Origin of the sequence: Streptomyces sp. SID14478 (assembly GCF_010548525.1) — a bacterium.
In the GTDB taxonomy this organism is placed as follows: domain Bacteria; phylum Actinomycetota; class Actinomycetes; order Streptomycetales; family Streptomycetaceae; genus Streptomyces.
Genome location: NZ_JAAGMG010000142.1, coordinates 15,085 through 39,280, shown reverse-complemented (window position 1 = coordinate 39,280; position 24,196 = coordinate 15,085). Strand labels below are relative to the sequence as shown.

Genomic DNA, 24,196 nt, shown 5'->3' with positions numbered 1-24,196 from the left:
CTTCAGGACTTGCGTCCGACCGCGCAGAACTCGTCCACCAGTGCGGGCTCGCCGAACGGGTTCTTCTGCGGACGCCAGCGCGAGCACGACACCACGCCCGGTTCGAGCAGTTCGAGGCCCTCGTGGAAATGGGCGATCTGCTCGGGGCTGCGCAAGTGGTAGGTCGGACGGCCGACCTCGTTCCAGATGGAGATGGCCCTCTCGAAGGCGGCCCCCGTGATCACGTTCGTCCCGTCGGCCGTGACCAGGTAACTCCCCGTGGGGAGCGCATCCACCAGACTCCGGACGATGGACACTGCCTCGTCGGTGTCCTCCACGTGCCCGAGGATGTTGAGCAGGATCACGGCGATGGGACGCTCGAAGTCGAGGAGCTCGCTCGCCCGTTCGACGATCCGCTGCGGGTCGCGCAGATCGGAGTCGATGTAGTGGGTGGCCCCCTGCGGACTGGACGTCAGTAGGGCGCGGGCATGAGTCAGCACCATCGGATCGTTGTCGACGTACACGATGTGCGCGTCGGGGGCCGTGCGCTGGGCGACCTCGTGCGTGTTGTCGAGCGTGGGCAGCCCGGTCCCGATGTCGAGGAACTGGCGGATCCCCATCTCTCCCGCCAAGTGCGTCACCGCCCGGCTGAGGAATCCCCGGGAATGGCGAGCGATGGGCACGATGTCGGGATAGATCTCGACGAACTGATCCCCGACCGCACGGTCGACTTCGTAATTGTCCTTGCCGCCGAGCCAGTAGTTCCAGATCCGCGGTGAGTGCGGAACGGTGACGTCGATGACGGGATCCGGGCGGTTACCCGCCGCCGGCGGGGGAGCAGCGGTCACAGTGGCATCTCCAGATGAGAAGCAGGCGCGTCCTGCACAAAGTATCCGGGCGCCCCGTTCCCCACCATCGTTACGACAAATTCCATCTGGCCGCCCGGGCGAGCGCCGACCTCGTGTGCACGGGTTTCCCGACCGAACTGATCGTGTCAGAAGGAGACTTGGGGGCGTGCGGGCGCGAGGGGCCTGTGCGAAATGATCAGGCAGCTGTGCCGACTGCTCCTGCACACCGATCACTGTGGGCTGGGTGGCGACCGTGGAGTTCGCCGGTCGAAATTGCTCACATCTCCAGCATCCTGGGAAACTTGGACCCCCCGCGCGAGTGCAGGCGGCAGACTTCGGCTGACGGCCCAGCGTTGCGTGTCCTGACGATGCTGGCCTGTACCGGCTCCGAACGGAACGAGGTTGCTCTTCGTTGCGCAAGCGGAAACCCGAACCGGTGGAGGTGGGCGTTTCAGCACGGGCTGTTGAGCTCGGGACCCCCGCCCTTGCGGGTCGCTGTCTCGCGCTGTGGGCAGCGGGGTCTGTCACGGGCGGGCTCGTCTTTGCTGCTCGCTCCTGGAGAGGAGGAGTCCGCTCGCAGTACGTGATCATCTCGGTCTGTGCTGCGGCTGGGTTCGCCTTGCTTTCCGCGCCGACGGTGAGCGGCATGCTATTGGCTCTGAGGTATGTCGCCGGCCTGGCGACCTCACCCGTTGCCACCTTGGCCAGTACGACCCTCGCGGAGGGTGTGCCACAGGAATTGCGCACGAAGGCGTTTGCGTGGTTCGCCTCGCTCAGCGCGGGCGGCGGATCGTTGGGCATCCTGCTGGGAGGGGCACTGGCCGATCAGCTGAGGGCCCGACTGCTGTTCCTGGCCGCGGTGGCACTGCCGCTCCTGGCGGCGTTGAGCGTCGCTGCAGCGCTGCCCCGCGGAACAGGTGAGGAAGCTGCCTGAACCTGCCGGGCAGGGCTGAGCACACCGGGCTCTTGCAGTGAGTTCCTTTTGTTCTGCGTTGTTCTGCGCATTGGCCAAGCGGCCGATCAGGTTGGCCGTTCGGACCTCGCCATCGCCGCTACCATCCGCTCCAGGCGGGCCTGGCGCGTCTTCTCGGTGCGGGCGGTGACCAGGCGGTAGTACAGGGCGAACTGGTCTGACTTGCCGAGCGTCTCGTAGAACGCCCGCGCCACCGGGGCCGCGTCGAGTGCCTCGACGAGATCCGGCGGTGCGGTGGCGTTCTTCTGTGAGGCGTACGCCGTCTCCCAGCGGCCGTCCGCCCGCGCTGCCTCGACCTCGGCGAGGCCGCGGGGACGCATCCGGCCTGCGGCGATCAGCGCCTCGGCCTTGTCGACGTTCACCTGCGACCAGGGCGAGCGGGCGCGCCGCGGTGTGGTGCGCTGGAGGAAGTACGTGTCGTCGAAGCCGCGCCGCAGACCGTCGATCCAGCCGAAGCACAGCACCGTGTCCACCATCTCGTCCCAGGTGAGCGACGGGATGCCGGTGTGCTTCTTGGCGATCTTCACCCACAGCGCGGTCCGCGCCGTGTGATGCTCGTCGAGCCACGCCTCCAGTTCGGCCGGACTCGCGGGGACAAGGATCTCGACACCGTCCGTGTGCTTCTGCATGAACCGCAGATTAGAGCGCATGTAGGACAGTTATTGGCCTACTCAAGCCGCCTGTCCGGGTGATCTGCGCATGCGGTCTGGCCCGGCGGTGCGCGCGGCGAACGTTATGGACGAGGGCGGTGCTTCGAGGCGTTCGTTCAACGTGCGGTGGTCAGGAGGGCGTCACCTTGTTCCACAGCGCGCAGTGGTGCTCCTTCCCGGTATCCACCGGGCGTACGTGGCCGGGCGCGAGGGACAGGGCCTTGCCCTGCGAGGCGAGCTGGGCACTCCAGTCAGTGTCCGGCGCGGTGGGCTCTCCGGAGCGGGCGAAGGACGTCCAGGAGGCGATGATCTGCGCGGACAGCTGCTTCTGGGGCGCCGCGTGCAAGAGGTTCTTGCCACCCAGGTCGAAGAGGTAAGGCATATCTGTCGCATGCGCGGCGGCCTGCGGCAGTCCCGTCTTGCCGATACCGTTCACGTCCGGGGCGTCTGGGTCGGCGAACTCGTACGCGAACACCTTCGTGCGCCGCGCGAGTTCCTGATTGCCCCGCAGGGTCGGGCAGGCCCAGGCCGAGTCGGTTGCGACCGTCGACCATGCGAGCCCCGCGTTCCCATCGAACTTCGACAGCGGGTACTCCTGGCTGACCGCCTGGGCGTGGGAGCCGAACGCCGACCGCAGGAGTTGCGGGTACGTCTTTGCCGTCACGGAGTCGGGGTCTGCCTTCAGCGCCCCGCCGACGAAGGAGCGGGCCTCGTCACGTGTGCCGCCCGAGATCAGCGGGACTTTGGTGAAGTCCCCCTCGCTCAGGGCCTTCGCAGGGTTCTTGGGAAGCAGCGGCGTGTTGTACGCGAGGTGGTCGGCGAACTCCTGGTTCAGGGGGACGAGCTTCTTGACGCTCAGGCGGCGCATGCAGGCGGTGGTGCGCTCGCCGTGACAGCCGAGCTTCTTGGCCGCCGCGACTCCTGCGGCCTGGTCTGCGGCGAGCGTGGAGTACGGCGTCTGCGCGGGCGCCCCGGGGAAAAGTGTCCCGGTGGGCCAGCTGAGGGCACACGAGCCGGACATGACGATCGCCTTGTCGACAAGGCCACGTGCCGCGGGAGAGGTGAGCATGGCACACGTGGACATCGCGCCGGCCGACTGGCCGAATACGGTGATGTTGCCGGGATCGCCCCCGAAGTGCTCGGCGTTCGTCTTCGTCCAGTGCAGGCTCTCCAACTGGTCGGCGAAGCCGAAGTTGCCGGAACCGTCGAGACCGGGAAGACCGAGGTAGCCGAAGACCCCCAACCGGTAGTTCGCGGTCACCACCATCACGTGGTGGCTGTCCGCCAGCCGCCGGGCACCATAGTCGGAGCCTGCCCCGCTGGTGTAGCCGCCGCCGTGCCACCACACCATGACCGGGAGCTTCTCCCCCTTGCGCACCTGGCCGGGCACGGTGACGTTGAGGTTCAGACAATCCTCGGACAGGGCCGGCGACGCGCCGGGCGTCGCGGCAGCCTGAGCGCAACGCGGACCCGGGCGCGTTGCCTGCTGCACGCCCTTGGGAGCCGTGGCGGTGCGAGGCAGCGCCCATCGGCGCACCCCGGTGGGCGCCTGCGCGTACCGGATGCCCTGGAAGGTCCGGACGCCGTCGTCGTGGAGGCCTCGGAAGGTGCCGGTACTCGTCTTCACCACGGTGGGCGCTTGGGGGGCCGCCGACTCGCCGTCCCCGTCTTCTCCGCCGCTGCACCCGCTCAGCACGAGAAGGGCGAGCGAGATCGCGACGGCTGGCCTCCTGCACCGGCGACTCCTGAGCACCACGGTTGTCTCCTGACTCCCTCGCGGTCAGCAGCCGCGCCCTTCGCGCAGTGTCTCGACCGCCCTGGGACCTCGCGCCACGGCTACCCCCTGGGATCACCTCAAGTCGAGGCCCCACGCGGAAGAGTGAACCGAATGGACAGGAGGCAGACCGCGCAAAGAGGGGTGGAGAAGCCGTAATGGGGCCGTGCGAACTGACCTTGCGGATGCAGCCGAGGCTGGTGCGGGGGAGAGGCGAGGGTAAGCGACGCCAACTCGCGGTGGCCTCGCGCGTACGTCCCGACGGGTCAGTCCGGTACGAGGGATACGGCATGGCATGCAGCCTCCCCTGCCGATGACCTTGGTGCGATATGGACGTTCTGGGGTACACCACCAGGATGCACACTCACAGCTCCGCAGCCGTCCTGGCTGCCTCGACCGGCCCCGCCCTGCTGCTCATCATCGTGGGCATCGTCATCGTTCTTGGCCTGATCACCATGTTCTCCCTGGGCCGACGCCGCGCTGCGCGCCGCAAGCTCCCGACAACCCCGACCCCCGGAAACCCCACCGGTTCCTTGAGTGACGAGGCGCAGCACGGTACGGGCTGGCAGACCCCGGATGACGACCCGGATCAGGGTCATCCCCATCGCTAGGCCCCGTCCGATGGGTCGTGTGAGGTGACCAGGACCGCGGCCTAGAGTTCGTAGGGACGAAGGGGGCCGCATGTCGCGTGATGCCGGCGAAGCAGAGGCGGGGGGGATGAAGGGGGTAGCGTTTCCTGCCTGGCAAGGAAGGCACTACGTGACCCTTGCTGAGCTGCTAGTTCGTCTCGGGAGTTTCGGCCTGGATCTGACGTGGCGCGTCGAGTGCGACGAGATTGTCGATCCTCGCTGTGTCGAGATGGAGGGGCAGTCCGCTGACGCCGGCATGGACACGTTGACGCTGTTGTCGTTGACGACCCCCTTCCTGCAGCTTATCGACGCCGAAGCACGGGGGTTCGCCGGGGACAGCCTGGTGGTCGTCCTGACCGAGGTCGACAGCTCTTGGTGGGACGTCAGGGCTGTCGACGAGCGCGTACTCAGCGAACTTCGCCACCATTACCCGGGTGCAGAGGACCTCTGAACGGGTCACTTCGCTGCGGGCGGAGCCATAGGCGGATCGCTGCCACGGTGGCCGTTCCGTGGAAGGCGTACGTCAGAATGAGCCCCGGCTGGCCCAGACGAAGACATCTGAGCGCGGGCTGTCCGCCAGGCGACTGAGCTCAAAATCGATCTTCTGGATACGGAACATCGCCGCATCCACCGCGCCCACTAGCAGACCTCGGGTCCTGGCCCCGCCCGCCGAGAGAATGTGCGCGGGGAGGTCGATCCAGGAAGGCTCCGTTCGACGCAGGGGTGAGAGAACGACATCAACACGAGAGGTGAAGGCCATGCCCAAGGTCCGCGTACACAACGTGACGATCTCCCTCGACGGATTCGCGGCCGGCGCGAATCAGCGACTGGACGCCCCGTTCGGCGACGGTGTCGGCTGGGGCGACGAGCTGCACAGTTGGTTCGTCTCCGCGATGGAGGATTCCGCCGCGGGGAAGACCGGAATCGATGTCGAGTACTTCGCCCGCGGGGATCAGAACATCGGTGCCACGATCATGGGGCGGAACATGTTCGGGCCGCAGCGCGGGCCGTGGGAGGACGAGTCCTGGAAGGGCTGGTGGGGCGACAACCCGACCTACCATCACGACGTCTTCGTGCACACCCACCATCTACGCCCGACGCTGGAGATGGCCGGCGGAACAGCCTTCCACTTCACCGACGAACCGCTCGAGACTGTGCTCCAGCGCGCGTTCGATGCCGCGGGCGGCAAGGACGTCCGGATCGGTGGTGGCGCGGCGGTCATCCAGCAGTATCTGCGCGCCAGGTTGATCGACGAACTCCACTTGGCGATCGCGCCGATGCTCATCGGGCACGGGGAGCGGCTGCTCGAGAATCTGGGTGACGGGATCGACGGGTACAGGGTGTCCGAGCTGGTCGCGTCGCCGAACGTCACGCACGCGGTGCTGGTTCGCCGCTGACGCGCGGGGGCAGGGGTCGGTGGGGGTGGCGCACACCCCCGCACGCCGCCGACCTCGTCGGCTCTCGTGGCAGCGTCGACCCTCGTCGCTGCGCGGCGGGCTCTCGGCCAGCGACGACTCTGTGGGTGGCTGGGAGCAGGCACCGTGAGTGGCAGATTCGCTGCCTTGCGCGCTCGCGGTGGCGGATTCGCTTCGTGCCTTGTCGGGGTCAGGTCGTTTCGGCGTTAATGATCTCGCGATGATGAATCGCGTGGTCCGCAGCCGGGCAGGCAGGAAGCACAGGCGGGTGTCCTCGCTCCGCCGAGATCACCAGTAGTGCTTACGCCCCCCGACGGCATGCCCAGCTGCTCCCAAGATCCACAGGACTGCGCCGATGGCCAGGAGCACGATGCCGATGGTCCAGAGCACCGAGATGCCGGTGATCAGGCCGATGACGAGGAAGATGACACCGAGAACGAGCATGGCTCCTCCGATCCACGATGTGTTCCCAGTATGCGCTCGTTTCCCGCAAACAACGCATTTCGCCCAGACAGTCCCTCCGAGGCACGCTGCACACGTGGCGCTCACGCGTGCGTATCCGGGTTGGCCGTCCGCGGCCGACGAGGGCACAGCGCGCTCAGCGCTCGCCCTCCCCGGATCTGATTCGTGGCCCCGGATTTGATGCGGGGCCATGTGGCCTTGTCTGCCTAGCTTCAATCCGCGGTCGGCACGGGGAGCGGTGCTCGTGAGTTCGAGGAGGGGCCCGGCTTGGCCGGGCCCCTCTCGTGTGCTCCCGCGTGCGGGCTCAGGCTCAGGCCTTCTGAGAGCCCTGCTGGATGAGCTTGTCGGTCATGTCGGCCGTGTCGGACGCCGCGGGCTTGCTGACGTTGACGTCGGTGCCGAAGTCGCTGAATTCCATGACTGTCTTGAGCTTGCCCTGGCTCTGCGCCGGCGAGGAGCCCGACTTGGGTGCCTTGACGGTCATCTCCATCTGCTGGCGCCGCGTGAGGCCCTTGTCGTCGATCCACAGGTCGACGGGCACGCTCTCCCCGAGCTGTTGACGCAGCTTCTTGGCCTTTTGTGCGTCGCCCTGGGCGAGTTTGTCGATGTCGAGCGTGACCCGGTAATGCGTGGTGTCGGCCCCGGCGACGTTCTCCTTGCCGATTTTCTTGATGTCCTTGCGGGACAGGGACTTGGAGTAGGCGAAGGAATCGGCCGGGTCGCTGGCCTGGTCACTGCCCGCCGCGCCGGAAGCGGCCAGCTTCTTCAGGTCGATCTGGATCCAGGTCTTTCCGCCGGGCAGCTTCCCCTCGCCCTTCGGGGGCTTTTGGTAGAGCGTCTTGTCGACAACGCGCTGTTCCAGACGTTTACCGGCCTGGCCCAAAGTGAGCTGGCTGGTGCCCTGCGCGAAGTCCATCACCCCCGCCCCGGTGACCGTCTCGCTCTTGCCTTCCGCAGCGACGGTAGATGTCATCTTCACTCGGGCCGAACCGGCCTGCGTGGTCTTCTCGTTCGTCGCCTGCACCACTTGAGTCGGCGAGCGCTGTGCCGAACTCGTCGTGGACTCCTGGCTCTTGTCCGCGCCCTTGTCCTCGCCGGATCCGCACCCCGCCAGCGCTGCAGCGGCCAGCAGGCCGGCCACCCCGTACACGGTTTTCCTGGACGCACGCTTCTTCGCAAATGCTGCCATGAGGCCCTCCCCGGCTCAAATGACCAATGTCAGGTAGGCCCCGCTTGTCCCGGCTGCGTTCTCCTATGCCAACTAGTGATCTTTCTACGACTCTTGCTGTAGCGGTGTCCAGGCAAGCGAGAGGCGGACGGCCTGGCTTCAGGTGTGGAACGACGGTCTCGGTCCGGCTCTACCAGTGAGGCTCTCAACGAAGATCACGATGATCACTTCCGAAGCCCATTGAGGCGAGGACGGCTTTGGCGACGTCGCTGGTCAAGCTGGGACTACGCCTGACGTGCTGCAGGTTGTGCCGTCGTTGCTGGGGCTCGTCGGCGGTGTGCTCGCTGCCGCTTGGCACCTGCCGAAGTGAGCTGTTGATATGCAGGTGTTGACGTGAAGTACTTGTTTGGACTCGCCCTTTGGTCGGGGGAGTGGAATGCGGCTGGCGATGCCCGCGCCGAGGCCGCCAGGCCGCCCGTGTCGCCCATGTCGCCCAGGGTCGGCAAGCCCTCGGCTGCTGCTTGTAGCGTGCGGGTAGGCGTGGATGTGCGCGACGGTGATGGGGGCTGAGGCTGATAGGCGTCGTTGATTGCGTAGTCGGTGTTCGTGTGCGTAACGGTCGTTCGTTGGCGTGCCCGCCCTGTTTGTGATCGACAGGCGATCCTCGGCGGCTGGTCAGCGGCCAGTGAGGATAGGGCAAGTGGCATGGCACGTAGTTCGGCTCCGTTTGGCCGGTGGGATCCCGCTCCTCTGAGTGAATTGGTCGCCATGTTCTCCGGTCTGGAGACCCGTTGGTGGGTGGCCGGCGGCTTTGCGATCGAGCTTGCGGTGGGCCATGCGTTCAGAAACCACGGCGACATTGACGTCCTGCTGTTGCGGCGGGACCAGTTGGTGGCCCAGCAGGTTCTGGCGGGCTGGCAGTGGTGGGCTGCGGATCCGCCGGGGAGCTTGCGCCCGTGGGCGCCAGGTGAGGTTCTACCCTTCGGTGTGCACGACATCTGGTGCCGGCCCGGGGCAGATGAGCCCTGGCGCGTTCAGGTCATGCTAGACGAGTCCCATGGTCAGGAATGGGTGTCCCGGCGTGACGTGCAAGTGCGAAGGCCGATCAGCACGCTGGGGATGACGTCAGGCGAGGGTGTTCCCTTTCTTGCGCCTGATGTGCAGCTCTACTACAAAGCCAAGGCGTCGCGGCCGAAGGATGAAGAGGACTTCGACTCGGTACTGCCTGTGCTCACGGACCAGCAGCGGCTGTGGCTCGTCGACGCGATCCGGCAGACTTACGGACCTCACCCGTGGATCAAGCGCTTGCAGGCGTGAGCGGAACTCGGTGCATTCGGCCAATCTCTCACCGAGGCCGCCGAGTTCATCAGGTGTGAGCGCCGGGCTCGGTGTGTGCCGTCGGAACTTGTCGCAGGCGGACTGCCGTCAGCGGTGGTGGGCGGGTCGGCGGCGCTGCTCGGAGTCGGTCAGGGCCGGCCGCCTGTAATCGACGTCGGCCGGGTTCAGCGTGACGCCTGGGGCGACGATCTCGTCGATGCGGTCGAGGATCTCGTCGTCGAGCCGGACCTCGGCGGCTGCGAGCTGGTCGGTGAGTTGCTCGACCGTGCGGGCGCCCAGGATCACCGAGGTGACGCCCGGGTGGGTCGACGCGAAGGCGAGTGCCAGGTGCGTCAGGGAGATTTCCGCCTCGGCCGCCAAAGCTGACAGGCGTTCGACGGCGTCGAGTTTGCGCTGGTTGCCCGGCAGGTCGAGGTTGAACTTGTGGGCGATCGCCTGTCGGAACCCGTTCATCTCGATCGGCTCGCCGCGGCGGAATCGCCCTGCCAGCCAGCCGCTGTTGAGCGGACTCCAGGTCAGCACGCCGAGGCCGTACTTCTGCGCGGTGGGCAGCACGTCCGCCTCGATCCCGCGCACGAAGACGGAGTACGGGGGCTGCTCGGTGCGGAAGGGGATGTGGTTTCGGCGGTCGGCGGTCCACTGGGCCTCGACGAGCTGTTCGGCCGGGAAGTCTGAGGTGCCGATGGCCATGATCTTGCCCGCGCGTACCAGGTCGGAAAGGACCGAGAGTGTTTCGTCGATGTCCGTGCTCGGGTCCGGGCGGTGCACCTGGTAGAGGTCGATGCGGTCGGTTCCCAGGCGGCGCAGGCTGTCGTCGACGGCCTTGGTGAGCCAACGGCGGGAGTTTCCCTGCCTGTTGGGGTTCTCGTCCTTGAAGCGGACGGGGAAGTGCCCCTTCGTGGCGAGCACGACCTCGTCGCGGCGGTCTCGGATCGCCTTGCCCACGATCTCCTCGGCCTCGCCGCCCGAGTACTGGTCGGCGGTGTCGATGAGGTTGATCCCGGCGTCCAGGGCCGTGTGGATCAGCCGGGCCGCATCGTCGTGATCCGTGTTCCCCCACGCGCCCAGGCGCAGGGTGCCCAGTGCGAACTTGCTGACCGTTATGCCGGTGCGGCCGAGCTTCCTGTGCTGCATCACTCACTGCTCCTTGATGTCGTCAATTCCCGTGGTCGGCCGCCGAGTTGCTGCCTGCCTGACGCCGTTAACCTAGAACATGCATCAGTCATGTTGCAAGTAGTTCTCGTGGGGGAGTGTGGATGTAGCATGTCGGTGTGACCGTGCAGAAGCAGCAGCAGACGGAACCGCAGGCGAAACGGCCCCTCCGGGCCGACACCGAACGGACCGTGCGGACGATCCTGGAAACAGCCGAACGCGTTCTGGCCACCAATCCGACGGCGACCATGGAGCAACTCGCCCGGGCCGCCGGCGTCGCACGGACCACGGTCCACCGCCGGTTCGCCACCCGTGAGGCGCTCTTGGAAGAGCTCACTGGTTGGGCAGCCCGCCAGTTCGCGGCCGCCGTCGACACCGCCCGCCCGGACGCTGCGCCCCCGCTTGTCGCCCTCTACCAGGTCACTGCCAACGTCCTTCGCGTGAAGACCGACTGGTCGTTCGCCATGAACCACGCGGCCGAGGAAGCCCACCCCGAGGCGGCCCGCATCCACGCCGAGGTCCGGGCCACCTGCATCCGGCTCTTCCGCCGCGCCCAGGAGGCGGGCGTGCTCCGCCCCGACATCGACCTCGACTGGACCCGGCGCGTCTACTACGCCCTCATCCACGAGGCGGCCAAGGAGGGAGCGGGAGACGGTGACCCTGACGCGCTTGCCACCCGCGTCGTGGACACCCTGCTGCGGGGCGCCGGGGTGCCGGCCGGTCTCGCGGGACAGACAGGAATGTGAAGCCTGGCGCCACCGGAGGAAGGCGGGCCGCGAACACACCAGCGGCAGTGCGAATCGCCCCACGTCGGGCGGTCGGGAGGCAGTCGCCTCACGCTGCAGCGCGCACAGCATGACGATCGTGATCAGCGGGCAGTTCAGGGCGAACCGCCCGCTTCGGGGATCAGTTCGGCCTCGTACGAGATCCGGACCCGGACCATCTCGCCCTGTCGGCGGGTCGGGAGCGCGGCGACGTGCGGATGCCCATGAACATGAGCCTGCTGCGGGCGATCTCGCACACCGATGCGCTCAGGATGGTCCGCTCCAGGCCGAGCCGACCGAGTGTGTCCTCGTCGTGCCCCTGCTCTGGCATAGGTGCCCCTTCTGCACGATCGGCCTCAAGAACCATCCAGCATGGATCACGGGGATCAGCTCGTCTCCGATGGGCGCGACCGGCCTCGCGTCTCCAGGCCGCCGTCGACTCGGTCTGCAGTCGGTGATGTCGTCGACCGCCGGTGTCACGGTGCCTGAAGACACCGAACGGCAGGGTCGTACCCTTGGGCAGACGAGGCAGGTACGGGCGATGTCTCGCAGCCGCCCGTCGCCCCGCTCCGGGTATCGGGCACCCGGCGAACGATCAGGAGTTGACCGTTGATCAGTCTGGCCGCAGTAGGGGGAGTGGCCCTGGTCGAACTGGGCATGGCCCTGATTCCGGGACCGAACATGATTCACCTCGCCTCCCGCGCGATCACCCAAGGCCGCAGGGCGGGCCTGGTAAGCCTGAGCGGGACCGCCGTGGGATTCCTGTGCTACCTGCTGGCCGCGGCCATGGGCCTGTCGGCGTTGTTCGCCGCGGTACCGCTGGCGTTCACAGTGGTCAAGCTCGCCGGAGCCGCCTACCTGGCCTACCTGGCCTGGGGCATGCTCAAGCCCGGTGGCCGCTCGCCCTTCACTCCGGCCCCGGGCCTGCCCCCGGTCTCTGACGCCCGCCTGTTCTCGATGGGGCTCCTGACCAACCTGCTCAACCCCAAGATCGCTCTCATGTACGCCGCTCTTTTGCCCCAGTTCATGAATCCCCAGGCGGGACCGGACTGGGCACAACTGCTCCAGCTCGGTGGCGTGCAGATCATCGTGGGGATCTCGGTGAACGCTCTGGTCATGCTGGGGGCAGCACGGGTGTCGGGGTTTCTGGCCGCACGGCCCCGCGTGATGACCGCTCAGCGGTACGCGTCAGGCGGCCTGCTCGGCGTCTTCGCGCTGCGCACCGCTCTGACACGTACATCTGTCTCGGCCTGAACCATGGTCGCGCGCCTGTGGCACCGGTCCTGCTGCCGCTGCGGTGATGCGGGAGGCCCAAGGGTGTTTAAGAGCTCAGCCCGAGGCAGGCAGCTTCTCAGCACGGTCGGGGAGGGCTGCGCGGGCCGGAGGGAGTGGGGACGCGGGGGTCGCGTTTCCGCGCCGCGCCCAGGCGCTGGGCATAAACGGCAGCCCGAGGGCGATCGGCAGCCACATCAGCACACCCAGGCGTTCGGCCTCCGATTGCAAGGGATGCGCGGCTACCTGTGCGACGCCCACCAGCGCGGTTACCGCGCAGAGCACACACAGGGCGCGGGCGCGGTGCCACAGAGCCCAGCAGGCAATCGCCGCAAGCGCGGGCAGATACGGGTGGGTGACCTGCGCGCTCCACCACTGAGGCCAGTAGGCGGCGTTGAGGTCCCACAGCCGTGACCAGGGGTCTGCTACCAGAGGGAGGCGGAAGTGTGCGGTGAAGGTGTCCTGCAGCGTGACCTCGGACGTGGGCAGGCCGAGCAGTACGACGGCGCCTGCACCGGCGCACAGTGCCGAGCCGCTGACTGTGGTGACCCACAGGGCGCCGCTTCTCGCGGCGTGGGTGGGCCTGCGCATGTGCACAGCACCGGCGATGGCTGCACCGGCCGCTGCAAGTGCACCGCTGAGCAGCAGTGATGTTGAGTACCGCAGCAGGAAGCACGCGAGAAGGGATCCGCTGAGCAGGGCCGCGTAAGGCAGTCTCCTGCGCTTTGATGACAGTAGTCCGAGCGCGCCCCATAGGGCCGCGAGAGTGCAGGCCAGGGACAGGCCTTCGGTCAGAGGCTGGAGTGACCACCATCCCAACGGCGAGGCCAGCAGCGCTACTTGACCGGCCATGGCGGCCTGTCGGGACAGGCCTGCGGATCGCAGCAGACCATAGGCCAGCACGGCACACCCCAGGGTGGTGAGCAATGCGTGCAGCCGAAGCCCGTCGGTGATCCCGAGCGTGGTGACGAACGGCACCAGGGTCCAGGGGTAGGCCCAGCGAGTGGTGAAGATGGACTGGTATCGGGCATCGTCGGTGGTGACGTCGGGGCGGTGCCCGTACTGACGCAGACAGGCTGCCTCGCTTGCCGCTGCCACAGCGGCTACGTCCGGAGGGAGCTGCCGAAGCTCGGCCGCACGGCCGTCGGCCCGGCCGGTGTTCGCGCAGAAGTAACGGACAGCGGCGGCCTGCGCATCGGCTCGCTCGACGCCCGCATGCTGCTCGGCGGCGCGTGCGTAGCGAACGGTGTCGGTCCATGGGGTGGGCGGTGTGCCACCGGCCACCTGCAGGAGGAGATAGATGACGGGAACCAACAGGGCTGCGAGGGCGCGTTGGCTGGTGGACCTCATGCGTGGTCCGCCCCTGTGAACAGGACTGAGATGTCTTCCGCCCGGTGGACATTCACAGGGGCTTGCCTCCACTGCGTGCTGGTTCACATGCGCCGACGATGGTGCGTCATGGAAGCAGCGTTGGTTCCGGCATGGCCAATTCGTGCAGCCGTCCGGGTGGTTGTCCTCCGGGCGCCGTGATCTCCGAGCGTTCCTAGGCGTTGGAAATGGCCCTGTATGTCCTGCCCATGTCCCTCTGAGGCAGAGGGACATGGGCAGGAACGCGACCGTGGCCGACAGCCATGCTGGTGTTGGTCCGATGAGCAGTCCTCTCCACCGGTCGTCGTCTATGTGACGCCCTTCCGGTCCCCACCATGAGTGGTCTCGCGGCCTGAAGTGAGGCTGTTCGAGTGAGGCCACCGGAATGTGCTGAAACCTTTGTGCTGAGGTGTGCGAGGCCCCGGACAGGCGGGGTCTCCCCTCAGGAAAGTTGGTCCCCCTCGTGCGTTCTGTACGCTCGTTTGCCGCTGTACTCGGTCTTCTCGGCGTATGTCTGGGGGCGGTTGCGAGTCCGGCTTCGGCCGCGGTACCGCTTCCCGACCCGGCAGCGCAGGCGCGAAAGGTATGCGGCAGCGGCTACCACCTGCTGGAGCGGCACACCTTCATCGAGAACCGCGCGGCGGCAGCAACTACCTTCCTCACCTACAACAAGGCGCGCTCCACCGCTTGCGTTGTCACACTGCGCCAGTCTGCGACGCCCCAATACGGGGACCGTGCCTACATGGGCTCCTACGTCGAGCCGGTCGGCTCCGTCCTGGTGCGCAACGCAGGCTACTTCCGCAGCTACGCCGGACCCACGCGTGCGCACCTCGCGGACGGATGCGTTCGCTGGGGCGGGCAATACCGCTCCCAGACCTGGAACGGTCAGACCCCGGCAAAGCCTGAGGCGAAGATGTCCTGCCCCGCCACGCACTGAGATCCGTACTCTGCCGCGGCGTAGGGAGCGGTGCAGCCTGCCCCGCCTTCTCGCCGGCCGGTTGTGTACCAAATGGCGGCGAACGGTGCCGCGGCCAGGCCGTTCGCGCTACACCTCAACCGCGGTGAAACCCTGCGTGTGCACGTTAGCCGTCGCAGGGACTGGGGCAGGTTCCTCTTCTGGGCGAGCTCGGCCGTCGGCGGTCGGGCTCGCGTCCTTGCAGTCCACGACGACCCCCACGGCGCGCGGGGCGGCTGGACATCGAGGCGGACTCTCAGGCGGCGGCGTCACATCGGTCCGGGCAGGTGAGAGGCCGGATGGAGTCGGCAATCATCTCAGGTGACGATCTGATTTCAGGTTCCGTCTGACCCGTTGCACAGCGGGGAGGGTGTCGTTGCGAAGAGCATGGAATCGTTCACCTCCGAGCAGACGACTGCCGATGGCCTTTCCGCGTGGCGTGGCGCGTCGTGGCCAGAGGCTCCGGCCAAGGACTGCCGCGAATGCCTCTGGTGCGCTCAGCTTTTCACCGTCGAAGCTGCCGTTGAGACCGTCACCTTGGCCTCGCCGAGCCGGCGGGTCGAGCTGCCCGCCGTGTGGGAGACGCTGGTGGCGGTGGCTGTCGTGTCCGTCGTCGTGAGTGCTGTCATGTTTGGCCTGGCCTGAAATGCCCGGAGACCGATGTTCGTGCGCCGAACTCCTGCGCCGGCTGCACCGTTGCGTGGTCCGCTGGCTTTAGGACGCGGGCCGGCCGTCCATCTCGTGATCGGGCACTGGATCAGGCTGGGGGAGTGGGTGTGGCCGTCGTGAGCGGGTGGGCGAGTCACATGCAGGCCCGGCTGGCGTCATGCGGCTCCATGCCAGGGCTCCACGTACAGGCACGGTCAGATTCGTCGATTGGGCTGGTGTGCTCGGACGGCAGCGGTGCTACATGCTCGTCGAGGCCTTGGCTGATGCTCCGTGCAGGCGTCGCCGCAGGTTCCGGCCGATGAGGCAGGCAGCGATGATCCCTGGGCCGCAGTGCACGGCGAGTACGCCGAACAGGCTGGGACCGCCCCAGTCGTTGCGGTAGGAGGAGGCGTCGCCGAAGTCGATGACGAAGGGCTCGACCACGGCTCGGGCCGCCAGGTAGACGCCTACGATGACGCCGAGAACGATGACGATCTTGCGCATGGGGACTCCCCGTGGAAGCGGCCGGCTCCCGAGCGGGCCGGACCTGTTGGCTGTCTTCGACGCTACGAGCTGCACGTCCGGCTTCCCACGGGGATTTCCCGTGACTTGCCTGGGGGTTATCCACCCCCTGAGCCGATACTGGCCGCCCCATGGAGCGGCAGCGCGGCAGCGCGGCAGGCCGCTCGGCGGAGCCCCGCACTCGTCGGGATGCGGGTCGCTGTGGGCTCCAGGCCCGAAGCGACGTGCACTTCGAAGAAGCCCAGTGCTCGTAGGCGGGGGGCGGTGCCGTCCGAGCTGGCTTCGTTCGGGGCCTGTCCGCCGCGGTCTGCGCCGTCGACGAGGTGCGCTGCGCGGCACGGAGGTGGTGGGCGGATGGGATCCGGATACGGCCGATCCTTCCAGCTGTCCCCTCCTGGCCGTCGGCCACAGTGGACGCCACTGTCTTCAGCCAGGCCCGGCCCCGGTCCTCCCCTGGTATCCAACGGGGACTGGAAGGCGCGCATCGTGAGGGGGAGTTGGGCGGGCCGCGACCTGAATGTCACTTGGAGCGCAGCTTCTCTCGCCCGAGCGCCTGTTTCGGAAATAGGGCGGAACCTTCCGCGCGGTCGCCGCGTCTCTCTCGGTGACCTGACGACACATCATGAACAGTGCGTCGTATCACGAGCGGAAGCGGGGGAGACGCGTGCGTCTACGCAGGACACTGGGAGCAGTGCTGGCGTCGGTAGGGCTGTGTGTGGGGATCGGTTCGGTAGCGGCGCCGTCCGCTCATGCGGCAACCAACTGCGCACCGGACAGCGACGGGATCAGGTGGTACTGCAACAACGTATCGGGCGCGCCGGTATACGGCACCATCGGCAACAATCACCTCTACCCGGACCCCAGCAGGGTCGTCGGTTACATGTACTCCAACCCGAGCTGGTTCTACTGCAAGCTCGATGGCCAGGCGTGGGTCGGCGGACCGCATCCCACCCGCTGGCTGATGACCGTCGCCGACAACGGCCAGCTGGGCTTCATGAAGGACACGGCGATCTCCAGCGAGACCAACCCGGTGCGCAACTGCTGATCACTGCGTGTACCTGTCGGCCCGGGCAGCTTCCCGCCTTGTTCCGGCGGGCGGGATGGCGCGCGGTTGCTTGACTGCAGGTGACGGTCAGCCGATCGAAGGGCGGGTGCCGAGCGCGGCGCCCGCCCTTGTCGATCACCCGCCTGTGGATGCCTGTCGAGGCCGCCGTGATCCGCTTTGATGAGTGGCCATCCGCTTTCGTGCGCTTGACCGGCTTCTTTCGTGCGCTTGACCGGCTTCACGGATGCGTAGGCTCACAGCGGTACTGGAGGCGATGGCTGATGGCTACGGGCGGCGGCATGGCTCTCCTGGTGGCACCAGCGAGGTCTGGCCGGCCACCGATCAGGTCGCGGTTCGCCCACTTGCCCTAGCGGCTTTACTCCGCCGACCTGTTCACCCTCAACGACGTTACCGGTGAGGTCACTTGGGCCGATTCCGCCCACTCCAACTCCATCGCACCCGCAGTCGCGCCTCGAAGCCGCCACATCGACGGGCAGGTGCGTCATGCTGAGCGCAGTACCCCCCGCTGACACGGGGGCGCTTGTCCTCCTCCAGCCCGGCGGGCTTGTCTTCGGAGTCGAAGATGTGTCCTCGTAGGCTTCGTGCCGCTCGGTGCCCGCGTCCGCCAGGTCGTAGTGCTGGTTGCGGTAGGACGGGCCGAGGATGTTGAGGTATCTGTCTGTCTGTCTGCCCGCCGCCGGCCTGGTTGATGCACTCCTTGTGGTCGTCGGGCAGAGGGGCTCGAAGCTGTGACTCGATGCCCGTCCAGTGCGACTGGCGGGTGTGAGTGGTTTCCACCTGGAGGAGTTGGGCCAGGCGGAGTGCTTGCTGGTTCATGGCGTGAGGAGCCTGAGGGGATGGGCGGCTGCGTTCGGGCAGGCTGCGATGACGAGTCGGCCACGGCCCGGTGATACCCAGGTAGGCGTGTTGGCGTCCATCACGTCGGCGTACGGCCGGTCCTCCAGCGGGATCCAGGACGTGGTACCGGGGTCCCACTCCCGTTCGTCGAGGGTAAGGACAGGGGAGAGTTCTGCGCTGCACTCAAGGCAAGGCGTCGACTGCGGGGGTGTCAGCCGCCACGCGAGATAACCGCCTGCCTTCCACCCTGGGGCAGTGGACAAGTCGTAGATGTACTGGGGGGCGTCGTCCTCCTCCGGTCCTTCCCACGCGTCGATACGCGTCTGCAACGAAGAAGGAAGGACCGTGAAGTAGGGATGCTCGACGATCCCCTCGGGATGCAGGACGCACGGTGAAGGAACGAGTTCTTGCCGGCCGACGACCTCGGGGGCCGGCTGTTGTTCGAGGGGCGCGACCACGTCCCGCGCATGGCGCCAGCGTAGTTGCACGTGGAGGTCGTGTCGGCTGTCGCCGTGTTTTTCGAAGGGGCACCAGAACACCTGGAGCAAATCCCCTTGCTCCGAGTGCGGCAGGCCGGGAACGTCGCGGCGGTACAACTGCGCCACGGCCAGCATGGGGATGGGATCCGTGTCGGCCAGGTGGGGGGCGTGGCGACCTCGTTTGAATCCGGCGAGGATCTCGGATTCCTCAGAATTCGGCCCCGACCGGGGATCGCGGCGCCAGGCCCGTTCCAGGATCTCCCGTTCCCGCAGTACGTCGCTGATCCGGTAGCCGCTGCTTCGCTTGTGCGGGACGGTGCACCTGGGCCAGGGCTCGTCCGCAGGCCACAGCAGCACACCGCCCACCGAACTGTCCTGCGCCGTGGGTGTGCCGCGACGCGGGTGCAGCCGGGTTGCAGCCCGCCGCTCGGCGGTCAGCTCGGGGAAGGCGGCCTCCACGTCGACGGGGCGGGGTGGCGTGGTACGCGTCATGAGCCATGATTCCCGGGACTGGGTGGGCGGTTCGGTTGCAGGCACGGCATCGGGGGCTGGAGGCGGACTCTACACATTGAGGGTTTCTCGCTGGGTACGGCGGGGCCCGCTACCGCAGTGACTCACGGTGTTGCCCGGACCGCTGTCCCGGTTCCGGTACATACGCGTCGGGGGAATATCGGTTGCTCGGCGTAACGTTGGTATGCGCCATGGGCCTTGAGCGAGTCGTCATCCTGCACGGCTATATGGCGTCCCCGTCCAGCCACTGGTTCAAGTGGCTCCACGACGAACTGACACCCCAGGGGATCAAGGTCGAGATTCCGGCGCTGCCGAACTCGGCCGCTCCCCAGCCTCAAGCCTGGATCCCGGCGGTGGCAAAGGCACTCGGCGAACCCAACGACCGCACCGCTGTAGTCGGACACAGCCTCGGCTGCGTTACGGCGCTGCATGCCCTTGGCCGCCTCGACGCACCCTGGAGGCTCGATGCCCTTGTCGCCGTATCCGGATTCGTCGAACCTGCGCCCGCGCTGCCAGAGCTGGACTCGTTCACCAGGAGCGTCCCTGATCTCGCGCGCGTCGCCGGAAACATTCGACGTCGCGTCGTCGTCCGCTCCGACAACGACACCTTCGTCATACCTTCGCTGACCACCGAGCTAGGCCATCAGCTGGGAGCCGAGGAAGTCGTTGTACCTGGTGCTGGGCACTTCCGCGCAGCCGAGGGGGCCGTATCTCTCCCCGAGGTGGCTGCGCTCCTACGCGGATGAGTTGATGCCCGGCCCACCCCGCACCGTTCTACACAGACCCGCGAAAACCCTCGAGTTCGCGACCCTGTGCGGACAGAAGATCGTCTCGCCGAACGCACAGGCAAGCGCGGGTATCCGCCCCGCGAGTTTGGGTGACCGCGTTGACGTGGCCAGGGGCGTGTCGTTGCGGCGCGGTTCGAGCCGCACGGAAGGGCTGTGATGCGTCGCGATCGACCTCTACTATCCGTCCGCGATGACAATCGGGCCTGGCACCGCCGTACTCGCCGGGCACGCTAGGGTCTGAGCCGCAGCTGGTGGAGCCTCCGACAATGGGCCGTTCGCGGTGGTCAGCAGAAGACGAGCGCGACTTCCTTCTCCAAGCAGTACCTCACTACGCAGACCAGTTGGCGCACATCGTCGATACGTCGCTCATGGACCGGGTCTTCGTTCTCGATGCATTGGCCGGCGATTGCTTCGAGCCTGGGCAATATGGCCGCGCATTGAGCGGGTGTGAGAGAGCCTTCGTCGTCTGCGTGGTCGAGCAGCGGTGTCAGCGTGGTGGAGACGCCGCTCCATTTGCGGTCTCCACCGAAGCCGTTCATCTCCGCAAGGGTGAACCCCTCTACTTGGGCCAACCACTTCCTGAACATGTTGAAGCCGGTGTAGGACCAGGAGACGTCCGGGCTGGTCACAGCGTCGTCTCCGGGGGCGAGCATGAGCCCCATCCTGTTCCTCCTTGCTTGTCCGGTGCCCAGGATGAGTTGCAGGAGGGTGCGTCGGCAACTGACATGATCTGCCTCCTGGCTGTTGTGATCACGCCGTTGGAACCTTGGTGGATAGCCCCCGCACCGGGTTGGGTCCGAGGCCGTTGGGGAAGCTGTTGACGGTCCTGCGGCGCGAAGGCGCGGATGCGGTCCGCAGGGGTGTGCGGGCACTTCGCCCGGCCAGGTGGCAGGCTGTGCCGGACCTGGAGCAAGGGAGCGACTCAGTTCCGCGCAGGCGCACCGCTGTTGGCTGTTGTCGCCGTCGGGGTGTCCCAGTCGATGTGGTAGCCGTAGGTCTGGCGCGTGTGCTTGCTGTTGGCCAGCCGGGGCAGGATCAGCGGCATCATCAGGTCACGGCTGACGCGTCCGATGGGGCCGGCGGCCTTGTTGTTGTTGATCCGGGCGGCTTGTTTGACGATCTGCTCGACGCGGGGGCGGCGCAGCGTCTCGTAGGCAGCGAAGGCCCCCTCGATGGTGGGCAGATCGCGCAGCGCCTTGGCGAGTTCGACGGCGTCCTCGATGGACAGGGAGGCGCCCTGCCCGGAAGTCGGGGAGGGGGCGTGGGCGGCGTCGCCGATGGCGATTATCCGGCCGCGGTGCCAGGCGGGGACGCCCATCATGGCGTGGACCGGGCTTGCGGGCAGGATCTCGTGGCTCGCGCGGATCAGTTCGGCGGCGGGGCCCGCGTCGTCGGCGAAGAGTTCGGTGAGGTGGCTGCGCCACTGTTCGGCTCCCGTGCCTTCGAGCTCGCCGCGGGCAGGCTCGCTCGGGCGCGGCAGGTTGACGAACCACCAGACCTCGCCGTCGGGCGCGGGGGCGTAGCCGAAGAACGCGTGCTTGCCGAACATCATCTGGTAGCTGCCTGCGGGCGTGTTCACGGGGACTCCGCGGGTGTAGCCGCCGAGCCCGATGAGGCCGGAGTACGCGGGCGCCGGGGCGGTGGGGTCGATGAGCGTGCGCACTGTCGAGTGGAGTCCGTCGCAGCCGATCAGGAGATCGCCGTGCTCCTCGGTGCCGTCGGCGAAGATAGCGCGGATGCCGTTTCCGGTGTCCTTGACGTCGACCAGGCGCTTGCCGTACTGGATGTCGATGCCACGGCGCAGGGCTTCGTCGCGCAGCGCGCTGTAGAGGTCGGCCCGCTTGAGTGTGCGGCTGGTGAGGTCGCCGTCGGGTCGGCTGGTGCGCACCTGTCCCAGTGTCTTTCCGGTGGTGGAGACCATGTCGATGCCGGGGGTGGGGAAGCCTGCGGCGACGGCCGGGGCGTCGGCGTCTATGGAGCGCAGGGCGTCGATGCCGTTCGAGCCCAGTGTCATGAAGATGCCGACGTTGTCGGCTCCGCCTGAGTGGGACTCGTAGACCGTTGCGTCGATGTCGGCCCGCTGCAGGGCCATGGCCGCGGAGGGACCGGCTATGCCGCCCCCGATGATGAGTGCCTTCATTGTCGGGTGACCCTTCGAGTTCGTCCATCACAATAAGTTAGTTAGTTTGATCGATCTAACTAAACAATACGGGTAGGATGCCGAGGTGACAAACCGCGAGGAAGCCACAGGTCCGGAAGGCCGGGAGGGGCTGGTGGGTGAGGTCCTGCTGGCCGGGCGTGAGCTCTCCACGGCCGCGGTGCTCTTCCATACGGCGCTTGCAGACCGGCAGGGACTCAATGCCAGCGACATCAAGGCCCTGGACCTGGTTGCCCGGCTCGGTCCGATGACGGCGGGCGACCTCGCCCGACATCTGGCCCTCAGACCCGCCTCCGTGACCGCGCTCGTGGGCCGCCTGGAGGACAAGGGCGCGCTGAGCAAGACGCCGCATCCCCAGGACGGCCGCAAGGTGGTGCTGCGCTTCAACCAGGAGTTCGCGGCCCGCAACATGCACTACTTCGCCGACCTCGTCTCCTCCTTGCGCGAGCTGTGCACGCAGTACTCGGATGAACAGCTGGAGGTGATCGCTTCCTTCACGAAGGAAGCGGCGCGCCGGCAGGCGGAGGCCACTCAGCGCCTGGCCTGACCCTGAGGCCCGTCCGGTGAGTCGGAAGGATCCCCTTGCTGCCTTCTAGGCTGGCGCCATGGACATCGGGCTCGCTCACGAGGAAAGCGTCTTTATCAACTTTCGACGCTACGTCCCGGATCCGAAGGAGCACGGTTCTCGGTGGGTCGACATCAAGCAGCTCAGCTTCACCGCGGAGTCGGTGGACGATAGAGGGCTGCTTGCTGCGCTGATTGGGCATGAGCGGTTCCGGGACGATTATGCAGGTGGTGGAGTGCTGCCGGACGGGCCCCGGCACGGACCATATTGGCTGCGGTTGATCACCCCCGACCTGTACGAGCCCATCAGCGAGGAGAAGGCCGCGCAGATCGTGCGGAAGTGGGTGGATCCGCACTGGGAGGCGCCCACCGAGCTAGAGGCAGAGCTCCGGCGGGAGGTGTTCTCCCGCATGGTCGCAGCCGATGGCATCTACTACCTCTCCGAGCTGGGTGATGAGGCGATTCATGACTGGGGACGCGTGCACGACTCCTTCCACGAGTTCGTGCTCGTCGACCGCTCGGCTGGACGGATCACGCTCGTCGTCGCCGCCGACGACTGAGGCAACCACTGAGGCATCCGCTGCGGTGGCTGACGTGCCGAGCGGAGCCACAGCCGAATCGCCGCAAGAGTGACCCGGCCGTCCGTGGATTGAGCCACTTCGGTCACGGCGTTGGTCACCTGGGTGCGGAATTCTTCAGTGTCACCGGGGGACTTGGTGTCCCGGGCGGCGACGCTCTCGCTGGGAGTAGGCGGCACGATCATGGCGACGTCCGCGGCGTTGCCCTAAAAAGGCTTCCGCCGGTGGGTCATCGGATGCGAGGGCTGGTGGGTGGGGTGTGCCAGCGGTGGGTGTAGCAGGTCCGGCGGATGAGGCTGCGGATGGTGACGATGGCAGTGGCCAGGACGATGAAGAACTCGACGCAGGTCCGGCAACGCTCGGTGTAAGTTCTGCCATGTGGAGATCGGGGAGTTGATCGGGGCGGGGCGGACGGCGGATGTGTTCGCCCTCGACGAGGACCGGGTCGTGCGGCGCTACCGCGACGGTGAGGACGCCACCGGTGAGGCGGTCGTGATGGCGTACCTGGCCGAGCACGGGTATCCGGTGCCGGCGGTGTGGCCGGGAGCGACGGCCGGGGAGTTGGTGATGCAGCGGCTGTCGGGGCCGACGATGCTTGAGGCGCTGGTTGCGGGCACGCTCAGCGGCGAGCAGGCGGGCGAGTTGCTGGCCGATCTGCTGCTACGACTGCACGCCGTTCCGCCACGGGCCGGGGCCGACCCCTCCCACCGCATCGTCCACCTCGACCTGCATCCGGAGAACGTCTTCCTCACCCTCGACGGCCCCGTGGTGATCGACTGGGCCACCGCCCAGGAGGGACCTCCCGGCTTGGACACCGCGATGGCCGCGCTGATCCTCGCGCAGGCGGCGCTCACCATGCCGGCCGCCTCCGAGATCGCCCGGACCGTCCTCCCCGCCCTGGTGCGTCGACTCGGCGGCACCGACGGCATGCTGCTGCATGAGGCCCGGGCCCGGCGGTCCGCCAATCCGACCCTCACTCAGGAGGAGATCGCCGCCCTCGACGAGGCGGTCGCCCTGATCCTGGCGGCAGGAGCCGACGCCCGTGAGAGCGCCTCCGGTAGGAGGTGAGCTCGGGCTGTCGGATGCGAGGGCTGATCACGTTGACCCCTCCCCATCGCAGGGCGGCCGAAGGATGAAAGGCGGGTTCTAACGTCCCAGCGGTCTCATGGGCGCCGTCTGTGGCGGCCGCAGCAGTTCCGTGAGGTGACGACTGGAGTCATCATCCATCGGCGCGTCCAAGAAGGGCACTTGGGCCTGTCTTACTTGCGAGCGGAACCCAGACCCGCGTTCTTCGCCTGG

Annotated in this window: 26 protein-coding genes and 1 pseudogene; 15 read left to right on the top strand and 12 right to left on the bottom strand. The window is 67.3% G+C overall.

Going from position 1 to position 24,196, the window contains the following annotated elements; translation table 11 throughout:
* Positions 1 to 2: 2 nt before the first annotated feature.
* Complete coding sequence (locus G3I40_RS05315; RefSeq protein WP_164300982.1) at positions 3 to 827, bottom strand: SAM-dependent methyltransferase; 825 nt, start codon at positions 825 to 827, stop codon at positions 3 to 5.
* A gap of 436 nt (positions 828 to 1,263) precedes the next feature.
* Here G3I40_RS05315 and G3I40_RS05310 point away from each other — a divergent pair, with 436 nt between their 5' ends.
* The gene (locus G3I40_RS05310) at positions 1,264 to 1,761 is read left to right on the top strand and encodes an MFS transporter (RefSeq protein WP_343244836.1); all 498 of its coding nucleotides are present in this window, start codon (positions 1,264 to 1,266) and stop codon (positions 1,759 to 1,761) included.
* Between the two features lie 86 nt (positions 1,762 to 1,847).
* On the opposite strand, the gene G3I40_RS05305 is transcribed toward G3I40_RS05310, so the two are convergent.
* The gene (locus G3I40_RS05305; protein WP_164300980.1) at positions 1,848 to 2,429 is read right to left on the bottom strand and encodes a YdeI/OmpD-associated family protein; all 582 of its coding nucleotides are present in this window, start codon (positions 2,427 to 2,429) and stop codon (positions 1,848 to 1,850) included.
* Between the two features lie 151 nt (positions 2,430 to 2,580).
* Positions 2,581 to 4,206, bottom strand: a complete 1,626-nt coding sequence (locus G3I40_RS05300) for a carboxylesterase family protein (RefSeq protein WP_164300979.1) — start codon at positions 4,204 to 4,206, stop codon at positions 2,581 to 2,583.
* 374 nt (positions 4,207 to 4,580) lie between these two features.
* On the opposite strand from G3I40_RS05300, the gene G3I40_RS05295 reads away from it, so the two are divergent.
* The 3 genes from G3I40_RS05295 (at position 4,581) to G3I40_RS05285 (ending at position 6,250) form a co-directional block, all read left to right on the top strand.
* The gene (locus G3I40_RS05295) at positions 4,581 to 4,835 is read left to right on the top strand and encodes a DUF6479 family protein (RefSeq protein ID WP_164300978.1); all 255 of its coding nucleotides are present in this window, start codon (positions 4,581 to 4,583) and stop codon (positions 4,833 to 4,835) included.
* Positions 4,836 to 4,983: 148 nt separating this feature from the next.
* Positions 4,984 to 5,304 carry a hypothetical protein gene (locus G3I40_RS05290; protein WP_343244831.1) on the top strand — a complete coding sequence of 107 codons (321 nt, stop codon included), beginning with the start codon at positions 4,984 to 4,986 and terminating at the stop codon, positions 5,302 to 5,304.
* A gap of 307 nt (positions 5,305 to 5,611) precedes the next feature.
* Positions 5,612 to 6,250: a dihydrofolate reductase family protein gene (locus G3I40_RS05285; protein WP_164300977.1), complete on the top strand. Its 639-nt coding sequence runs from the start codon at positions 5,612 to 5,614 to the stop codon at positions 6,248 to 6,250.
* A 306-nt stretch (positions 6,251 to 6,556) separates the two neighbouring features.
* On the opposite strand, the gene G3I40_RS46385 is transcribed toward G3I40_RS05285, so the two are convergent.
* Entirely contained in the window at positions 6,557 to 6,712 is a 156-nt protein-coding gene (locus tag G3I40_RS46385; protein ID WP_203643478.1) for a DUF6131 family protein, read from the bottom strand.
* 328 nt (positions 6,713 to 7,040) lie between these two features.
* Positions 7,041 to 7,919 carry a hypothetical protein gene (locus G3I40_RS05280; protein ID WP_164300976.1) on the bottom strand — a complete coding sequence of 293 codons (879 nt, stop codon included), beginning with the start codon at positions 7,917 to 7,919 and terminating at the stop codon, positions 7,041 to 7,043.
* A 684-nt stretch (positions 7,920 to 8,603) separates the two neighbouring features.
* On the opposite strand from G3I40_RS05280, the gene G3I40_RS05275 reads away from it, so the two are divergent.
* The gene (locus tag G3I40_RS05275; RefSeq protein WP_164300975.1) at positions 8,604 to 9,215 is read left to right on the top strand and encodes an amino acid transporter; all 612 of its coding nucleotides are present in this window, start codon (positions 8,604 to 8,606) and stop codon (positions 9,213 to 9,215) included.
* A gap of 108 nt (positions 9,216 to 9,323) precedes the next feature.
* On the opposite strand, the gene G3I40_RS05270 is transcribed toward G3I40_RS05275, so the two are convergent.
* Entirely contained in the window at positions 9,324 to 10,370 is a 1,047-nt protein-coding gene (locus tag G3I40_RS05270) for an aldo/keto reductase (RefSeq protein WP_164300974.1), read from the bottom strand.
* Between the two features lie 143 nt (positions 10,371 to 10,513).
* Here G3I40_RS05270 and G3I40_RS05265 point away from each other — a divergent pair, with 143 nt between their 5' ends.
* Positions 10,514 to 11,134, top strand: a complete 621-nt coding sequence (locus tag G3I40_RS05265; RefSeq protein WP_164301022.1) for a TetR/AcrR family transcriptional regulator — start codon at positions 10,514 to 10,516, stop codon at positions 11,132 to 11,134.
* Between the two features lie 160 nt (positions 11,135 to 11,294).
* Here the strand turns inward: G3I40_RS05265 and G3I40_RS05260 are convergent, their stop codons facing one another.
* Entirely contained in the window at positions 11,295 to 11,483 is a 189-nt protein-coding gene (locus tag G3I40_RS05260) for a hypothetical protein (protein WP_164300973.1), read from the bottom strand.
* Positions 11,484 to 11,761: 278 nt separating this feature from the next.
* On the opposite strand from G3I40_RS05260, the gene G3I40_RS05255 reads away from it, so the two are divergent.
* Positions 11,762 to 12,406 (top strand): LysE family translocator, encoded by a 645-nt coding sequence (locus tag G3I40_RS05255; RefSeq protein ID WP_164300972.1) that lies wholly within the window; start codon positions 11,762 to 11,764, stop codon positions 12,404 to 12,406.
* Between the two features lie 75 nt (positions 12,407 to 12,481).
* Here the strand turns inward: G3I40_RS05255 and G3I40_RS05250 are convergent, their stop codons facing one another.
* Positions 12,482 to 13,774 (bottom strand): hypothetical protein, encoded by a 1,293-nt coding sequence (locus tag G3I40_RS05250; RefSeq protein ID WP_164300971.1) that lies wholly within the window; start codon positions 13,772 to 13,774, stop codon positions 12,482 to 12,484.
* Positions 13,775 to 14,255: 481 nt separating this feature from the next.
* On the opposite strand from G3I40_RS05250, the gene G3I40_RS05245 reads away from it, so the two are divergent.
* Both G3I40_RS05245 and G3I40_RS05240 read left to right on the top strand, forming a co-directional pair.
* On the top strand, positions 14,256 to 14,729 hold the full coding sequence (locus tag G3I40_RS05245) for a hypothetical protein (RefSeq protein ID WP_164300970.1): 474 nt from the start codon (positions 14,256 to 14,258) through the stop codon (positions 14,727 to 14,729).
* 405 nt (positions 14,730 to 15,134) lie between these two features.
* Positions 15,135 to 15,392, top strand: coding sequence for a hypothetical protein (locus G3I40_RS05240; RefSeq protein ID WP_164300969.1), 258 nt, complete (start codon positions 15,135 to 15,137; stop codon positions 15,390 to 15,392).
* A gap of 261 nt (positions 15,393 to 15,653) precedes the next feature.
* Here the strand turns inward: G3I40_RS05240 and G3I40_RS05235 are convergent, their stop codons facing one another.
* Positions 15,654 to 15,899, bottom strand: coding sequence for a hypothetical protein (locus G3I40_RS05235; RefSeq protein WP_203643476.1), 246 nt, complete (start codon positions 15,897 to 15,899; stop codon positions 15,654 to 15,656).
* Positions 15,900 to 16,608: 709 nt separating this feature from the next.
* Between G3I40_RS05235 and G3I40_RS05230 the strand changes: the two genes are divergently transcribed.
* The gene (locus G3I40_RS05230) at positions 16,609 to 16,962 is read left to right on the top strand and encodes a hypothetical protein (protein WP_343244830.1); all 354 of its coding nucleotides are present in this window, start codon (positions 16,609 to 16,611) and stop codon (positions 16,960 to 16,962) included.
* A gap of 833 nt (positions 16,963 to 17,795) precedes the next feature.
* Here the strand turns inward: G3I40_RS05230 and G3I40_RS05225 are convergent.
* Positions 17,796 to 18,758: a hypothetical protein gene (locus G3I40_RS05225; RefSeq protein ID WP_343244829.1), complete on the bottom strand. Its 963-nt coding sequence runs from the start codon at positions 18,756 to 18,758 to the stop codon at positions 17,796 to 17,798.
* A gap of 215 nt (positions 18,759 to 18,973) precedes the next feature.
* Here G3I40_RS05225 and G3I40_RS05220 point away from each other — a divergent pair, with 215 nt between their 5' ends.
* Entirely contained in the window at positions 18,974 to 19,555 is a 582-nt protein-coding gene (locus tag G3I40_RS05220; RefSeq protein ID WP_275410137.1) for an alpha/beta fold hydrolase, read from the top strand.
* Between the two features lie 326 nt (positions 19,556 to 19,881).
* On the opposite strand, the gene G3I40_RS05215 is transcribed toward G3I40_RS05220, so the two are convergent.
* Positions 19,882 to 20,259 (bottom strand): hypothetical protein, encoded by a 378-nt coding sequence (locus G3I40_RS05215; RefSeq protein ID WP_164300966.1) that lies wholly within the window; start codon positions 20,257 to 20,259, stop codon positions 19,882 to 19,884.
* Positions 20,260 to 20,334: 75 nt separating this feature from the next.
* Here G3I40_RS05215 and G3I40_RS05210 point away from each other — a divergent pair.
* Positions 20,335 to 20,459: pseudogene (locus G3I40_RS05210) on the top strand (IS5/IS1182 family transposase); the annotation flags it as partial.
* 60 nt (positions 20,460 to 20,519) lie between these two features.
* On the opposite strand, the gene G3I40_RS05205 reads toward G3I40_RS05210, so the two are convergent.
* On the bottom strand, positions 20,520 to 21,737 hold the full coding sequence (locus G3I40_RS05205; protein WP_164300965.1) for an NAD(P)/FAD-dependent oxidoreductase: 1,218 nt from the start codon (positions 21,735 to 21,737) through the stop codon (positions 20,520 to 20,522).
* Positions 21,738 to 21,822: 85 nt separating this feature from the next.
* Here G3I40_RS05205 and G3I40_RS46955 point away from each other — a divergent pair, with 85 nt between their 5' ends.
* From G3I40_RS46955 to G3I40_RS05190, 3 genes are all read left to right on the top strand, one after another.
* A complete protein-coding gene (locus G3I40_RS46955; RefSeq protein WP_164300964.1) occupies positions 21,823 to 22,302 on the top strand; it encodes a MarR family transcriptional regulator in 480 nt (159 codons plus the stop codon).
* A 58-nt stretch (positions 22,303 to 22,360) separates the two neighbouring features.
* On the top strand, positions 22,361 to 22,879 hold the full coding sequence (locus G3I40_RS05195; RefSeq protein WP_164300963.1) for a hypothetical protein: 519 nt from the start codon (positions 22,361 to 22,363) through the stop codon (positions 22,877 to 22,879).
* A 396-nt stretch (positions 22,880 to 23,275) separates the two neighbouring features.
* Positions 23,276 to 23,965: a phosphotransferase gene (locus tag G3I40_RS05190; protein WP_164300962.1), complete on the top strand. Its 690-nt coding sequence runs from the start codon at positions 23,276 to 23,278 to the stop codon at positions 23,963 to 23,965.
* Positions 23,966 to 24,196 lie beyond the last annotated feature (231 nt).

What these genes read in the sequence shown, in the direction of transcription:
- G3I40_RS05305 (WP_164300980.1), bottom strand. Translation starts at nt 2,429, where the DNA reads ATGCAGAAGCACACGGACGGTGTCGAGATCCTTGTCCCCGCGAGTCCG.
- G3I40_RS05295 (WP_164300978.1), top strand. Translation starts at nt 4,581, where the DNA reads ATGCACACTCACAGCTCCGCAGCCGTCCTGGCTGCCTCGACCGGCCCC.
- G3I40_RS05285 (WP_164300977.1), top strand. Translation starts at nt 5,612, where the DNA reads ATGCCCAAGGTCCGCGTACACAACGTGACGATCTCCCTCGACGGATTC.
- G3I40_RS46385 (WP_203643478.1), bottom strand. Translation starts at nt 6,712, where the DNA reads ATGCTCGTTCTCGGTGTCATCTTCCTCGTCATCGGCCTGATCACCGGC.
- G3I40_RS05280 (WP_164300976.1), bottom strand. Translation starts at nt 7,919, where the DNA reads ATGGCAGCATTTGCGAAGAAGCGTGCGTCCAGGAAAACCGTGTACGGG.
- G3I40_RS05275 (WP_164300975.1), top strand. Translation starts at nt 8,604, where the DNA reads ATGGCACGTAGTTCGGCTCCGTTTGGCCGGTGGGATCCCGCTCCTCTG.
- G3I40_RS05270 (WP_164300974.1), bottom strand. Translation starts at nt 10,370, where the DNA reads ATGCAGCACAGGAAGCTCGGCCGCACCGGCATAACGGTCAGCAAGTTC.
- G3I40_RS05260 (WP_164300973.1), bottom strand. Translation starts at nt 11,483, where the DNA reads ATGCCAGAGCAGGGGCACGACGAGGACACACTCGGTCGGCTCGGCCTG.
- G3I40_RS05250 (WP_164300971.1), bottom strand. Translation starts at nt 13,774, where the DNA reads ATGAGGTCCACCAGCCAACGCGCCCTCGCAGCCCTGTTGGTTCCCGTC.
- G3I40_RS05240 (WP_164300969.1), top strand. Translation starts at nt 15,135, where the DNA reads ATGGAATCGTTCACCTCCGAGCAGACGACTGCCGATGGCCTTTCCGCG.
- G3I40_RS05235 (WP_203643476.1), bottom strand. Translation starts at nt 15,899, where the DNA reads ATGCGCAAGATCGTCATCGTTCTCGGCGTCATCGTAGGCGTCTACCTG.
- G3I40_RS05215 (WP_164300966.1), bottom strand. Translation starts at nt 20,259, where the DNA reads ATGGGGCTCATGCTCGCCCCCGGAGACGACGCTGTGACCAGCCCGGAC.
- G3I40_RS05205 (WP_164300965.1), bottom strand. Translation starts at nt 21,737, where the DNA reads ATGAAGGCACTCATCATCGGGGGCGGCATAGCCGGTCCCTCCGCGGCC.
- G3I40_RS05195 (WP_164300963.1), top strand. Translation starts at nt 22,361, where the DNA reads ATGGACATCGGGCTCGCTCACGAGGAAAGCGTCTTTATCAACTTTCGA.